Here is a 14,796-nt window from a genome sequence, read left to right as displayed (position 1 = left end):
AAAAAAGAACAATTAATATGATGATATGACACTATTTGGATAGCAGGAAGGTTTCTGTCAACAATCATTGACACAAAGACGGAAAAACGGGCACTTCGGCGTAAAGATATCCGGTCAGCACCCGATATTGCATTATTTTTCGCTGGGCGTTTTGCCTTTTTGCAGCGTCTCTTTCACCTGACCAATAAGCTGGCGACGGAAATCCCCGAGGCGAGGTTTGTCATCGTCAATCCACGGCAGCGGGCGGCAAAGCTCCATAGCTTTAATCCCCAGTCGTGCCGTCAGAAGTCCAGCACCAATCCCCTGAGCTGCCCGGGTAGACAAACGCGCAGCGAGATCTTGCGACATCCAGTCCATCCCCACTTCGCGCACCAGTTCGCTGGCTCCGGCGAAAGCGATATTCAGCAATACCAGCTTAAACAGGCGCAAACGGCTGTAATATCCCAGTTCAATGCCATACAGCGTGGCGATGCGATTGATCAAACGCAGATTGCGCCAGGCGATAAATGCCATATCCACCAGCGCCAGCGGGCTAACGGCGATCATTAACGTTGATTCCGCCGCTGAGCGACTGATTTCGCGCCGCGCCTGGGCATCTAAAACCGGCTGGACCAGATGAGCATACAGGCTGACCACTTCACGATCGTTCTGCGTTTCATGGATTGAGGCATACCAGCGTTGCAGTGCCGGATGCGACTGGTCGATGCCCGCCTGCTGCGCCAGTTTTTCGCAGAATGCACGGCCTTTACCCGTGCCGTGACTGTGCAACAAATCGCGCGCTTCATCGCGTTCATGAGCACGCTGGCGCAAGCGCCATAAGCGTCGCCACTCTGTCACCACAGACCCTACGCCAGCACCGATAATCAATGCCCCAGCGGCACATCCACCCAGCGCTACCCAATCCTGAGTTTGCCAGGCATTCATCGTCCACTGCACGCCCTGCCCGACAACGCTTGCACCAAACAGAGCCAACCCGCCCATCACCATTTTGCGCCACAGGCTGCGTTTCGGACGTAACGCTGCGTCCATCACCGCTTCAACTTGCCCCTCTTCCTCCTGCGCTTCGTCGAGCGTGGCCGGGGCAAAATTTTGCGCCTGATTTTCGTCAAAGGTCTGCTGCGCCCTGAATTTTGGATTCTGATCGACCTCCAGTGGACCGTCGAAATCAATACGTGGTTTTAACGGTTCGGTCATCGCAATTTATCTCCTATTAAAAATTCCAGCGCAGCATCAAGACGAATATGCGGCAGCGGTTTGTCGACATCCATCACCTGCGGACGAAACGCCTCAAACTGGAAGCCTTGCTTATCCCAGAACGCCTGACCAGGCAAACGTGCGGGAACTTCGCCAGGATAAACAGTGAGCGGTGCGCCATCGCTGAGTCGATTACCGCGCAGCGCCGGGATTTTCTCACCGTTAACATCAATAATGCCGCTGGTGGTCGCCTGAACTGACGCCAGCCCCAGGCAGTCCATGCTGATCCCTTCGAACGCCGCATTTTGCCAGGCATCCTGAATTAGTTGTTGCAGTAATGAAACCATATTGGCGTGCTGATCGATGGTCACATGGTCTGCTTTAGTGGCAGCAAACAATAGCTTATCGATAACCGGCGAAAACAAGCGCCGGAACAAGGTACGCTGCCCGTAGTGGAAGCTTTGCATCAGCTGCGTCAGCGCCAGACGCATATCATTGAATGCTTGTGGTCCACTGTTGAGAGGTTGCAGGCAATCCACCAGCACAATCTGCCGATCAAAGCGCAGAAAATGATTTTTATAGAACCCCTTCACCACTTTCTCGCAGTAATAATTAAACCGTTCGCGCAGCATTCCGGCATTGGTGTGCTTGTCGGCCTGTGCAAGTTTTGATTCGCCCCAGGCATCGACATCTGGCCACGGGAAGAATTGCAGCGCGGGCGCACCTGCCATATCGCCCGGCAAGACAAAACGTCCAGGCTGAATAAAGTGCAGCCCCTGCTGTTTGCAGTGGTGGAGATAATCGGTCCATGCGGCAGCAATGACTGCAAGACGGTTTTCGTCGGCAGGTGCTAACGGATCCAGCCCTTCACACATCATTCGCCATTTTGCCGACCATTCGCCGCGCTGACCATTGAGTAAGCCCGTCATCTGGCGCGACCAGCTTAAATAGTCCTGCGCCAACATCGGCAAGTCGAGTAACCATTCGCCGGGATAATCCACTATCTCCAGATACAACGTGGAAGTGTCTTTGAAGTGACGCAACAGCGAATCGTTCGATTTATAGCGTAGCGCCAGGCGAATCTCACTGACGCCGCGTGTTGGGGTCGGCCAGGCGGGAGGATCGCCATATAACTGCGCCAGCCCTTCATCGTAGGTGAAGCGCGGAATGCCAAAGTCACGCTGGGGAATGCGTTTTACGCCCAGCAGGCGCTCTTCACGCACCGCACTTAATAGCGGCAAGCGTGCTCCGGCATGAATATTGAGCAACTGATTGACCATCGCAGTGATAAACGCGGTTTTGCCGCTGCGGCTAAGTCCGGTTACAGCGAGGCGCAGATGTCTGTCGACACCCCGATTCACCAGCGCATTAAGTTCATTTTTAAGTCGCTTCATTGCTGTCCTGTGCTGCTCTGAAGACCAGAAAAAAATCATTCGTAAGGATATGAATGTGGGGGCCATGCCATTGATTATCAACTGCCCGTGTTGTCATCTTGAGGCGAACTCCATAAGATGTGCAGCATTCACGTTCGGACGGAGTTCCTGACCTATGTCCCCTACTATTTATGATATTGCCAGGGTTGCCGGCGTATCAAAATCCACCGTATCACGCGTGCTGAATAAGCAAACCAATATCTCCCCGGAAGCGCGCGAAAAAGTGTTACGGGCCATTGAAGAATTACAGTATCAGCCAAATAAACTGGCCCGCGCGCTGACCTCTTCGGGCTTTGATGCCATTATGGTGATTTCTACCCGCTCGACCAAAACTACGGCGGGTAACCCGTTTTTCTCCGAAGTTTTGCATGCCATTACCGCCAAAGCGGAAGATGAGGGTTTCGACGTGATATTGCAGACGTCGCACAACCCGGCTGAAGACTTACAAAAATGTGAAAGCAAAATTAAGCAGAAAATGATTAAAGGCATTATTATGCTAAGTTCGCCAGCAGATGAGTCTTTTTTTGCCCAACTCGATAAATACGATATTCCGGTGGTAGTAATTGGCAAAGTTGAAGGTGAATATGCCCATGTTTATTCTGTCGATACCGATAATTTTGGCGACAGTATTGCGCTGACCGATGCATTAATTGAAAGTGGACATAAAAATATTGCCTGCCTGCATGCTCCGCTTGATGTCCATGTTTCGGTTGACCGCGTTAATGGTTATAAGCAAAGTCTGTCTGAGCATAATATTGCAGTGCGCGATGAATGGATTGTTGATGGCGGTTACACCCATGAAACAGCATTAAAAGCAGCACGGCAATTATTAAGTCAGTCACCGTTGCCTGAGGCGGTGTTTGCCACAGACAGCCTGAAATTAATGAGCATTTATCGTGCGGCGGCAGAGAAAAATCTTGCCATTCCGCAGCAGTTAGCGGTAGTGGGTTATAGCAATGAAACGCTGTCATTTATTTTAACGCCTGCACCGGGTGGTATCGATATCCCGACGCAGGAGTTAGGTCAACAAAGCTGTGAGTTATTATTCCGCTTAATTGCCGGAAAACCGTCACCGCAAAATATTACCGTTGCCACGCATATGTCGTTGAAATAAATGCCAGCTACGTTGCCTGAATGCCGGATGCGATGCTGGCGCATCTTATCCGGCCTACATTTATAAACCGGATAAAGTACTCGCGCTGCATCCGGCAATTTAGCACATTATCAGAACGCGTAATTCACACCGACACCTGCATAATGGAATTTATCGCTGTCGCCTTCATCGTGATCCTGCCACTCAAACGCGTATTCCAGCGAAACGGAAAGACCATTCTGGAAATCATAACCGTAAAACAAACCAAGACGGTTAAAATCATGGCCTTCACGTTCGATATCATCCTGCCAGTCCCAGTTACTCCAGCGATCCAACCCAATGCGCGTATACGGTGTCACCGAGTGATTGCCGAGCGTCAGCGGTAAATAGGCGCGAATTTCTTGCGTGGAGAATTCACCGTTATTGCGGCTGTCGTCCATATTAAAGCCGCGCTCGAGATAATAGTTCACCCGCAAGGCAACCGTTTCGTTGAAGGTATATTGCAGACCCGTTTCCGTTTCGACACGGGTATCAGCATAACCGGTTGTATTCAGATCGTTGGCAAATTTATACATCGACAGCCAACCGTTGAAACGTAAATCGTCAGTCAGTTTCACGTCCCAGTCTGGCGCGATTTTCCAGCGCTGCATATTTGCCGTGTCTTTACCCGGTTCATCAACGTAGTGATAACCATAGTTACGGAAACCACCGGTCAGGCCGAAACTGAAATCATCGCTTTCGAGAAACTGATAATGCACTTCCAGTTCCGGGCGATCAAACCAGGTTCCACGTTTACCCGCGCTATAATCTACTGGCCCTTCCTGATAATAAGCCAGCGATATTCTCCACGGCCCGTTGGCAGCATTAAAATAGACGGAAGGCTCCGCCAGCCCGTCCATATCTTCGCCATAACCCTCGACGTTTTCTATTTCGTACATCGCGCCGATATTAAAGTGCCAGTCGTTTTTTTCCTCAGCCTGTGCGCAGGCCATTCCCGCACACATCACCAGTGCGGTACAGGGTAATAACTTTTTCATTATTGTTCCTTGTATTATCCTCGGGGAATGCCTTCCCCCTGTATTTAGCGAATTGCTATTTCCGTTTCTGCATCAAAGAAATGACATTTGGTCATATCGAAATGAATAGTGACGTTTTCTCCTGCATGATAATCATTTAACGCACCGGCACGGACCACCAGCTCGTGCCCCCCAACCGTGGTGTAGAGCATAAATTCCGCACCGGTTAATTCCGCCACGCTAATTTTGGCGGAAATGTTATTTTCCTCTTGCGCATCCGGATGAATATCCTCCGGGCGTATTCCCATCACAATGGGTTTATGCAAACTTTCCTGCGTTTTCAGAACCGCTAATTTATCTTCGGGAATGGTTAATTTAAGCGTTTCCGTAACGAATTTATCGCCATCGATCGTGCCGCGAATAAAATTCATTGCAGGTGACCCAATAAATCCGGCAACAAACATATTCGCCGGTTGGTTATAGACCGTTTTCGGCGCACCGACCTGCTGAACAATCCCATCCTTCATAATGACAATCCGCGTCGCCATGGTCATCGCTTCGGTCTGATCGTGGGTCACGTAGATCATGGTGGTGTTCAGTTTCTGGTGCAGCTTGCTGATTTCCGCGCGCATTTGTACGCGCAGCTTGGCATCCAGGTTAGAGAGCGGTTCATCCATCAAAAACACGCCCGCTTCGCGCACAATCGCCCGTCCGAGCGCCACACGCTGGCGTTGCCCGCCGGAAAGCGCGCCCGGCTTGCGTTTCAGGTACTCACGCAGGCCAAGGATTTGCGCCGCCCAATTAACCCGCTCATCTATCACCTCTTTGGCGATTTTTTGCATCTTCAGGCCAAACGCCATGTTGTCGTAGACCGTCATATGCGGATACAGCGCGTAGTTCTGGAACACCATCGCGATATTGCGTGCTTTGGCCGGAACATCATTCATTCGTTTACCGTCGATCAACAGATCGCCGCCGCTAATCTCCTCAAGCCCGGCAATCATACGCAGCGTCGTCGATTTACCACAGCCCGACGGGCCGACAAATACAATGAACTCTTTATCGGCAATTTCCAGGTTGAAGTCCTTCACCACATGCACCTGGTTATCGTAGATCTTTTGAATATGTTGTAACGAAAGCTGTGCCATGTTGATTCCTTTGCTATACGTTTTGCCAGAAGGCCGATAACCGCGGCCAGGTCAGGGACTCCGTTGAGGGCAACAGTAATTGCGCCCCAGTTAAGCCCGCGCCGATCCCCACCGAGCGCATACCGCTGGCGTTAATGGCGTCAATGCCCGCCTGCGCATCTTCAATGCCGATACATGCCTGCGGCGGCACGTCCAGCCCGGCACAGGCGGCGAGAAAGATTTCCGGATCCGGTTTCGAGTGTTTAAGTTGGGAAGCGTCCGCGCAGAAGGTGAAAAACTCACGCAGCTCCAGTGCATCTAAAATCGTTGGCGCATTCAGAGAGACGGAGGCCAGCCCTACCGGGATGCCTTGCGCCCAGAGATCTGCCAGCAAAGGCCGAATTCCCGGCAGAACAGCGTTAACCGTCAGTTCGCGCAGTGAGTGGACGTAGAGCAGATTTTTGCGATACGCCAGTTGCGCCCGCTCTTGCACGTTAAAGTCGCCCTCTTTGCCCCCGTGTTGCAGAATGCGTCGCAGGGACTCATCGCGGCTGATCCCTTTTAACGTCTCGTTAAATTGCGCATCGATGCTGATGCCGATTTCGGCGGCAATCTGCTGCCAGGCCTGGAAGTGCAGATGTGCGGTGTCGGTGATCACGCCATCCAGATCGAAAATTACCCCTTGTAGTTTCATTCATCCTCCTGATGCGTGGTAGCGGTCCCATTGAAGGGCAAAATAAAATCACCCAAACAGAAAACAGACTCTTCAGTCACGGAAATAAGCTGACCGTTCAACCGCATTGAAACGGGCGCAGAAGTTCGAATCGCAATACGCTGCGCGTCGAGAGTGACCTGTAATTCGCAGCCCTGCCAGAACAGAGGGAAAGACAACTGTTGCCACTGCTCAGGTAACGCTGGGTTCAGATGTAATTCGCCGTCGCGCACGCTGACTCCGGCAAAACCCTGAATCGCCCCCAGCCAGATAGCGCCAGTTGCGGCGGCATGGATACCGTCATCGCAGCTATGCGGATCAGCACCAAGATCGATTTCACTCCCCTCGCGCCAGAACGGGTAACTCTGCGCAAGCAAGCCACAACGCGCGGCAACAATGCCGTGGATCGCTTTACTCAATGACGAGTCATGAATGGTTCGCGGTTCATAAAATTGCAGATTGGCGAGACAAGAGGCCGCTGAAAATTGCTCCGGTAGCATGTAATTGAGCATCACCACATCGGCCTGCTTGAGGATCTGCATCTCGTTCACTTCTGCGCGTGAATAATCCAGCAGAATGGTTTGTTTGCCTGCCGCCGCTTTGTATTTCGCCAGATCTATCGCCGGTTTCGCCATAAACGAATCATCCTGCGGCAAAACGCCGTCGGGCTGAATTTCTGGCACCCACAGCTCTTTGAGGAACATGTCGGCACGATGAATAAACGCGTCGTCGCTACAGCCAAACTGGCGAGCAATATTCAGCGCCTGTTGGACGTTGTAGCAGGCCATATAACTGGTGTATGCGTTATTATTAACGTGTTCGGTATATTCGTCTGGCCCAATAACATCATGAATTTCCAGACGATCGTTAACCCTTACCGCGCGGCTAATCCAGAACTTTGCGGTCTCCAGCAGTAGCGCCATGCCTTCGTGAGCAATGAAGATTTCATCCCCCGTTACCTGCCAGTATTGAATAACCGCCCAGGCGATATCGGCAACCAGATGATGTTCTGCCTGCGCTGAGGCCACTTTTTGCCGCAGCCCAGTACGAATGTTAATGGCGGCAAATTCCGGCGTTTCTTCTTCGCCGCTACGTGCGCTCTCCCACGGAAACAGCGCGCCCTGCCAGCCATTGCGTCGCGCTTTCTCCTGCGCGCCAGGCAAGTTGTGCCAGCGATAGCGCAGTAAACTTCGGGCAATCGTCGGTTCGCTAAACAGATGGAACGGCAGCAGGAACACTTCCGTATCCCAGAAAACGTGGCCTTTGTAGCCTTCGCCGGTTAAGGCTTTCGCCGCAATGCTGCTACGCTCGTCATGGGCGGGCGTCATAATACGCAAATGATAAAGCGCATAGTCTAACGCCCGCTGATCGTGCGCATCGCTACTGTTTACCGTGATACGACGTTTCTGCCACCATTGCTGCCAGTTTTCTGTGGATGCTGCAAGAAGTTGGTCATAACTCTGTTGCGTGCACCTTTCGAGCTGGCGAAGCGACGCACTGCCCCACTCGTCTAAAGCGGCTTGTCGGTCGTCCCGCCAGTCAATCCACACCCGCTTTTGCAGGGTCAGTGTTTCACCTGTGCGAAGTTGCGCGCTGGTATGTTGCAGCAAACGGCGCTCTTTTGCGGTATAGCACTGCTGAACGTCACCACTCGCCTGACAGTGACAGCTGATGGCCACATCACTGCGCCCATCCTGGGTGGTGTAGATCCCCTGCATCAGGTGCTGGCCAAACACGCGCACCTGGGTTTCATCAAGATGCTGGCGACCATGGTTAGTTTGCGTGGCGTCAATGCCTGTTGAGATCAGCACTGATGCCTCGACGTCCAGCGGGGTAATACTGATTTCCAGCGCGATCAGCGGCAGTTGATCTGTCGAAACAAAACGACGGCTTTCAATGGTGAACCCTGCGCCGTCGCTCGTGCGCCAGATAACACTGCGGCGTAATTCTCCACTGGCAAAGTCAAGCTCACGCTGCCACGCTTCGCGGGATAATGAAAAAATCTCGCCGTTTAGGGTAATTTCCATTCCCACCACGTCTGGCAGATTCACCAGTTCGTTGATTTCACCTTTCCCGGCTCGATGATAAAGCCCTGCCAGATACATGCCGCGCGTCTGCCGCGTGTAATCTTCTTCATGGCTGGCACGAAGCCCAAGATAGCCGTTCCCCTGCGCCATTAATGAGGCATATTTATTCAGGGTATGCTGGCTGAATTGGGGTTCCGTTAATGTTACTGGCCTGGTCATAATTCCACACGCGTCCCTGTTTCTGCGGATTGATACAGCGCCGCCACCAGTTGCTGGATGATGTACCCTTGCTCGGCGTCGGCAATCATCACTGGCATGCCCTGTACGTGATTGATAAAGGCTTCCATGCTGCGCAAATGACGGTTGTCGTCGGCCAGTTCCCGTTGCATCAGCGTCATTAATTCACCGTTGTTATCGGTATAGATATGCGCCGGAAACAGCGTGGCTCCGGCTTTATCACCGCAAAAGCTGACGTTCATAATCGACTGTTCGCGGATGTTGAGTGCAAATGATGTCTCGAGCCAAAGAATGCCGCCGTTATGAAATTCAATGGTGCCAAACAGCGAATCTTCGACGCTGTAGGCTGCCGGGTCCCACTCGCCAAATTGACCACAGCTCTTTTGCGGGCCGATCTTTTGAAAGCTATGCGCATTCACGCTTTTCACCGCCGGAAAGCCCAGCACATACATCGCGGCATCCAGCATATGAATGCCAATGTCGATCAGCGGGCCGCCGCCCTGCAGTTCTTTATTGGTAAAGACACCCCAACCGGGAACGCCGCAGCGACGCAGGGCGCGAGCGGTCGTCACGTAAATCTCACCCAAAACGCCGTTGGTCACCTGCTCACGCAGTTGTTGCGTATCAAGGGCAAAACGATGGTGAAAGTCGTAGGCCAGCACCTTGCCCTGTTTGCGCGCGGTATCGCACATTTCCCGCGCCTGTTCTGGCGTCATGGCGGGCGGTTTCTCGCACATCACATGGCAGCCTGCCTCCAGCGCCATCAGGGTATGCTCGTAATAAAAACGGTTAGGTGAACAGACGCTTACCACGTCAGGTTTTACCGCCAGCAGCATGGCCTGCGGATCGTCCCACACGGATGCGTTCCCGTATTTCTCTGCCAACGCCTGCGCCTGGGAAAGGCGGCTGTCACAGACAGCCACCAGTTCCAGATCGTTGCGGGTGCAGTAGTACGAAGCATGAACCTTATCCGCCACCTGGCCCGCGCCTATTATCGCGACCCGCAGCGGAGAGCTTGTCATTGCACTTTTCACAAAGACCTCTTAGCAGGTGCGCAACCAGGCCAAAGAATCACGGTACGCCTGAGCAGGATCTTCTGCCCGAATGCGCCCTTCATACACCACATAGCCCTGATAGTTATCGGCGCGCAACTGTTCAAACAGCGCGTGGAAATCGAGGGTGCCGCTGCCCGGCTGATAGCGATGGTTATCGGCAATATGCACATGACCAAGCAGGTCACGGTTGTCATGCAGCGCCTGCGCCAGGTTATCCTCTTCGATGTTCATGTGATAGAAATCGCCGATAATCTGCACATGTTTAAGGTTGTTTTCGACGATGTAACGACGAGCATCGGCGAGCGTGTTGATCATGTGGTCCTGATAGCGGTTTAGCGGTTCGAGATACACCACCGTTCCGGTACGCGCGGCTACCTTTTCCAGGAAACGCAGGGAATCGCTCACCATTTGACGATCGCCGTCCAGGCTGCGCGGCGAGGTCATCGGCGGTAAGCGAAAGGTAAACATGCCCCACGCAGCCGGAACGACAATCCCTTTACCGCCCACTTCTGCCAGCGCCTCAAGAATGCGCTCGATCTGCTTTAAACCATTAAGACGACGCTCTTCAATAAAGTCGCCAATCCAGCCGTCATAGCCGCCGCAGGCGGTGGTCACCGGTAAACCGGTTTCTTTGATCGCTGCTTTGACTTCTTCGATATTGTTAACCAGCAGTTTGCCGTCAATCTCAAAGCCATCAAAACCCATCTCTTTGATATAACGAAATTTCTCCAGAATATTTTCCGGAAAGAAGGCCTGATTCTGTGTACCGATTTTCATTTTTCCGTCCTTAGAATTAAAAAGTTACGCCCATTTTGATGCTCTGTTCCGGATGCTGGTCGACATACTGCATGTAGCTTTCCGGGCTTTTAGCAAAGGTCACCACTGGGTCGATTAAATCTTCACAATTGAGATAACCGTTCATCAGCAGTTCCCAGCAGGTTTCTTCAATACGCTTGCGGCTCCAGCGCGGATAATCCGGGTTCGGTTCACTGCACGCACGAGAGAAGACAATTTTGGCGTTGTTGAAATGCGCTTCACGTCCGAGGTTGAAACCTTCGGCAAATGGTTTGGCAAATGCGACATACGAGATGGTGCCGCCATAAGCCAGGCCGCGCAGTGCCGATTGCAGCGCGTCGGCGTAGCCGCTGGTTTCGATAATCACATCGGCACCCTGCTTGCCGGTCAGCGTTTTAATCTCTTTGCCTACATCCGTGCCAATGGGGTTAAGGCAGAAATCCGCACCGTGGCGACGGGCAATATCACAGCGATGAGCGATAGGATCGACACCAATCACCACCGACGCGCCAGCGCGTTTTGCCAGTTGAATGGCAATTTGACCAATCGCACCAAGCCCGACTACCACCACAAAATCGCCCACGCGCACGTTGGCATCGCGCACGCCGCTCATGGCAAACTGCGCCGGGTCGTAACAGACGGCGTTTTTCCACGAGCTACCTTGCGGCATTTTGCGCAGTTTGTAGTTATTCACCGCGTTAATGATGACCGTTTCGGAAAGCGGGCCGTAGCCGCATACGCTGTCGCCCACCGCGTAGTCGGTAACCTCGCTGCCGCACTCGATAATGTCGCCAACCACCATGTTGCCAAGCTGGAACTTGCCAAACTCAATGCCGCGCGGCGCATCTGCCGGACGGGGGGTGAACATCTGCCATTCGCCATTAAAGTCTTCATTAATAAACGGGCTGGCGGCGCGGAAATCGACCACTTCCGTCCCGTGTTTCGGCGCGCCGAACCGCACGCGGATCTTCACTTCATTGGCTGAAATCGCCCTGTCTTCATACTCCACCAACGCGGCAACGCGCGGTGCTGTGGCTACTAACTTTTTCATGTAAAACTCCTTGTCAAGAAACTGGCCGCTTTAGCCCTTCACTCCACCGGCGGTCAAACCACTCTTAATAAAACGTTCCGAAAGTGCATACATAATCACCACCGGCAATGCGGTCACCAGCGAGGCCGCCATCATTCGGCCCCAGATGTAATCAGGGGTACTGAACAGCGCGTTCAGGCCTACCGGTAAAGTGAAATTGCTGGCGCTGGAGAGGAAAATCGAGGCAAACAGATAGTCGTTCCACGCCACCATAAAGCAGTAGACGAACACGGATATCAGCCCGGACATCGCCAGCGGTACCGTGATGCGGAAGATGATTTGCAGCCGGTTGAGGCCATCCATCATCGCCGCTTCTTCGATTTCATCGGGGATGGTGTCGAAGTAGCTTTTCAGCATAAACACGGCGGTAGGCAGGGTTTGCGTCACCATGGTGATGATCAGCGCCATCTCGGTGTCGTAAATGCCAAGCGCAGTGATGATTTTGAACAGCGGCACCACCAGCAAAATGCCGGAGAACATGTACACCGTGTAGAAGCTGGCGTTGATGGTCATTCGCCCTTTAAAGCGCAGGCGGGAAAGCGCGTAAGCCCCGAGAATGCCGAGAAATACTGCTATCACGGATGAAACTACCGACACCACCAGGCTGTTACGGAAATAATCGACAAACGGGAAAATCACCGGATTAAAAATGTCGACGTAATGCTCCAACGTCCACTGCTGTGGCAGCAGCGTAGGATGCAGCGAGATCGCCTCTTTCGCGCTTTTGAACGAGGTCATCAACATCACAAAAAACGGAAACAGCGTGATGATGAGAAACAGCGCCAGCCCGCAGTAAAAACCGATGCGACTGAGTGTGCGTTTATTTGTTGCCATTGAGGTTCACCCGTTTTCTGGTCAGCAGAATGACAGCGAAAATAATGATGAAGAGCACCACCGAGATCGCCGCCGCTTTCCCTAAATCATTAAAGGCAAAGGCGGTTTTGTAGAGATAGACGCCGAGAATATCGACCTTGGTCGTCAGCAAATAAACGTCAGCGAACATGTAGAACATCCAGATGGTACGCAGAGTCACCACCGTCGCCAGGACCGGCATAATCGCGGGCAGCGTGACGATGCGAAACCGTTGCCAGGCATTCGCGCCGTCCATCTCTGCCGCTTCGTACAGCGATTTATCAATAGTCTGCAAAATCGCCAGAAACGAGATAAAGGCATAAGGGAAGTAGCGCCAGATGGCGAACAGCACCACCAGCACAAAACTACTGCCCGGGTTATCGAACCACAGCGGCGCCTGCTCATAGAGATGCAGAAGATCGACGCCGAGGTAGTTCACAATGCCGTAGCCGTTGTTGAACATGTATTTCCAGGCGAACACCAGCGAAATGGACGGCGTTACGTAGGAGAGGATCACCAACGAACGCGCGGTTTTGCGCAGGCGAAACTCGCGGTTGAAAAACATCGCCACCGCCAGGCCGAGCACGGTGCTACCTGCCACCACCAGCGCGGTATACCAGACCGTCATCCACAGCGAGTGCCAGAAGCCGGGATCGGAGAGAATACGCACATAGTTGCTCACCCCAACAAACGTTGACTCGATGTTGGGATTAAGCGGCAGACGTAAAAAACTGATTTCGATATTCGACACCATTGGCCACGCCACCAGACCGCCCAGCAGTAATAAGCTGGGCGCGAGAAGCAGCAGCGCAAAGGGCATATCGGAACGACCTGAAAAAAGCCTGTTCATTGCGGATTCCTGTCCTGGGATTAGTGCTGTTCGATCAGTTCATCCAGCTTTTTCTGGCTCGCTTGCAGCGTGGTTGAGAGATCGGCTTTCCCCACGGTGACGTTATGCACCATTGAACTCACCACACCAGACCCCGTGACATCGCCCATGCGGGTAAAGTTTTTGTCCCCTACCGCACCAAAGACCTGAATGTTTGGCAGTTCGCTAATCAACTGATTCGGCAAGTCTCCCAGCGCCTTAATCACGTCGTTATCTTTCCAGGTGGCAGTCGTCACAACCGCTTTGTTCACCGGCAGCGCCGCGCCTGGCGACATCATCACCCAGTCGGCAATGTTGTCCGCCTGCTCCATAAAGGTGACAAATTTTTCCGCCGCTTCCGTCTCTTCGCTTTTTTGCCCGGCGGTAATGGTCAGCGATGTCAACATGCCGTAGACCGCCGAGTTTTTCTCGGTTGGCACCACGAAACCGACATTTTTCGGGTCGCCTTCTTTAATCACAGCCGGAAGGATGTAGGTGGAGTAAATCGCCATCGGCGCGGTGCCGTTCATAAAGGCGTCTTTCACTTCCATAATGTCGTTAGAACCCGGCATGGTGTTGGCAGCAAGGTCGCGGTAATAGGTCAGCGCCTGCATCATCTCCGGCGTATCAAGGGTGATTTTGCCTTCGGCGTTAAAAACGTTGGCCTGATTGGATAACGCAAACTGGGAGAACGATTGTTCCGTCAGTACGCTTTCTGCCGTCGGCAGTGCAATACCGTATTTTTTATTCGCCGGATCGTTCAGTTTCTGTGCGACATCCAGCAACTGTTGCCAGTTTTTCGGCTCATCCAGCCCGGCTTTTGCCAGGACATCTTTGCGATACCAGATACCGCCAATCCATGCGCTGACAGGAACACCGGTCCAGGCGCTACCATCTTCGGTGCGCACAATCCGCAGAACGCCGTCATAAAACGCGCCTTCACCGACATTACTGATGACCGTAGCAACCGCTTTGCGATCGATAAGCTGTTCTTTGTCCATCACTTTCGCGTAGTCATGGCTGGTTTCGATCACTTCCGGCAGCGAGCCGCTACGGGAAAGGGTGATGACTTTGGTGTTATAGGCATCTTCTTCCACCGGCACTTGTTTAACAGTGATGCCTGGGTTTTCTTTTTCAAAACGCGCAATTAACTGACTAATTACCGCCTGGCGTTCCTGTTCCACCGAAGAATGCATAAACTCGATGGAAACATTCGTTTTATTTTCTTCTTTACAACCTGAAATCAGGACGCAGGAAACCAGTGCTGATAACAGCACGATTTTTGATTTAATCATGA

General features: G+C 52.6%; 13 protein-coding genes. 1 reads left to right on the top strand and 12 read right to left on the bottom strand.

The window, feature by feature from the left end:
• Positions 1-132: 132 nt before the first annotated feature.
• Both AACU19_RS21660 and AACU19_RS21655 read right to left on the bottom strand, forming a co-directional pair.
• Positions 133-1,194, bottom strand: a complete 1,062-nt coding sequence (locus AACU19_RS21660; RefSeq protein WP_000138728.1) for a YcjF family protein — start codon at positions 1,192-1,194, stop codon at positions 133-135.
• Positions 1,191-2,588, bottom strand: coding sequence for a YcjX family protein (locus AACU19_RS21655; protein WP_105278520.1), 1,398 nt, complete (start codon positions 2,586-2,588; stop codon positions 1,191-1,193). Before AACU19_RS21655 ends, AACU19_RS21660 begins: the two co-directional genes overlap by 4 nt.
• Positions 2,589-2,742: 154 nt before the next feature.
• Between AACU19_RS21655 and AACU19_RS21650 the strand changes: the two genes are divergently transcribed.
• Positions 2,743-3,741 (top strand): LacI family DNA-binding transcriptional regulator, encoded by a 999-nt coding sequence (locus tag AACU19_RS21650; RefSeq protein WP_105278519.1) that lies wholly within the window; start codon positions 2,743-2,745, stop codon positions 3,739-3,741.
• A gap of 110 nt (positions 3,742-3,851) precedes the next feature.
• On the opposite strand, the gene ompG is transcribed toward AACU19_RS21650, so the two are convergent.
• Genes ompG through AACU19_RS21600 form a run of 10 tightly spaced genes read right to left on the bottom strand, consistent with a single transcriptional unit; the run spans position 3,852 to position 14,794 of the window.
• A complete protein-coding gene (gene ompG / locus AACU19_RS21645; RefSeq protein ID WP_000735245.1) occupies positions 3,852-4,757 on the bottom strand; it encodes a monomeric porin OmpG in 906 nt (301 codons plus the stop codon).
• A gap of 44 nt (positions 4,758-4,801) precedes the next feature.
• On the bottom strand, positions 4,802-5,884 hold the full coding sequence (locus tag AACU19_RS21640; protein ID WP_000057969.1) for an ABC transporter ATP-binding protein: 1,083 nt from the start codon (positions 5,882-5,884) through the stop codon (positions 4,802-4,804).
• A gap of 13 nt (positions 5,885-5,897) precedes the next feature.
• Positions 5,898-6,557: a beta-phosphoglucomutase gene (pgmB, locus tag AACU19_RS21635; protein WP_105278518.1), complete on the bottom strand. Its 660-nt coding sequence runs from the start codon at positions 6,555-6,557 to the stop codon at positions 5,898-5,900.
• On the bottom strand, positions 6,554-8,821 hold the full coding sequence (locus AACU19_RS21630) for a glycoside hydrolase family 65 protein (protein ID WP_105278517.1): 2,268 nt from the start codon (positions 8,819-8,821) through the stop codon (positions 6,554-6,556). The genes pgmB and AACU19_RS21630 overlap by 4 nt, the downstream gene beginning before the upstream one ends.
• Positions 8,818-9,873 carry a Gfo/Idh/MocA family protein gene (locus tag AACU19_RS21625; RefSeq protein ID WP_105278516.1) on the bottom strand — a complete coding sequence of 352 codons (1,056 nt, stop codon included), beginning with the start codon at positions 9,871-9,873 and terminating at the stop codon, positions 8,818-8,820. Before AACU19_RS21625 ends, AACU19_RS21630 begins: the two co-directional genes overlap by 4 nt.
• Before the next feature lie 9 nt (positions 9,874-9,882).
• Positions 9,883-10,671 (bottom strand): sugar phosphate isomerase/epimerase family protein, encoded by a 789-nt coding sequence (locus AACU19_RS21620; RefSeq protein WP_104917318.1) that lies wholly within the window; start codon positions 10,669-10,671, stop codon positions 9,883-9,885.
• Positions 10,672-10,687: 16 nt separating this feature from the next.
• Positions 10,688-11,740: a zinc-dependent alcohol dehydrogenase gene (locus AACU19_RS21615; protein ID WP_105278515.1), complete on the bottom strand. Its 1,053-nt coding sequence runs from the start codon at positions 11,738-11,740 to the stop codon at positions 10,688-10,690.
• Between the two features lie 30 nt (positions 11,741-11,770).
• Positions 11,771-12,613, bottom strand: a complete 843-nt coding sequence (locus tag AACU19_RS21610) for a carbohydrate ABC transporter permease (protein WP_032302944.1) — start codon at positions 12,611-12,613, stop codon at positions 11,771-11,773.
• Positions 12,600-13,481: a carbohydrate ABC transporter permease gene (locus AACU19_RS21605; RefSeq protein WP_001080790.1), complete on the bottom strand. Its 882-nt coding sequence runs from the start codon at positions 13,479-13,481 to the stop codon at positions 12,600-12,602. The genes AACU19_RS21610 and AACU19_RS21605 overlap by 14 nt, the downstream gene beginning before the upstream one ends.
• A gap of 20 nt (positions 13,482-13,501) precedes the next feature.
• Complete coding sequence (locus AACU19_RS21600; RefSeq protein WP_105278514.1) at positions 13,502-14,794, bottom strand: ABC transporter substrate-binding protein; 1,293 nt, start codon at positions 14,792-14,794, stop codon at positions 13,502-13,504.
• Between the last annotated feature and the right edge of the window lie 2 nt (positions 14,795-14,796).

Source organism: Escherichia sp. MOD1-EC4550, assembly GCF_963876935.1.
Classification (GTDB): domain Bacteria; phylum Pseudomonadota; class Gammaproteobacteria; order Enterobacterales; family Enterobacteriaceae; genus Escherichia; species Escherichia coli_F.
This window is presented reverse-complemented; position numbering and strand designations above follow the sequence as displayed.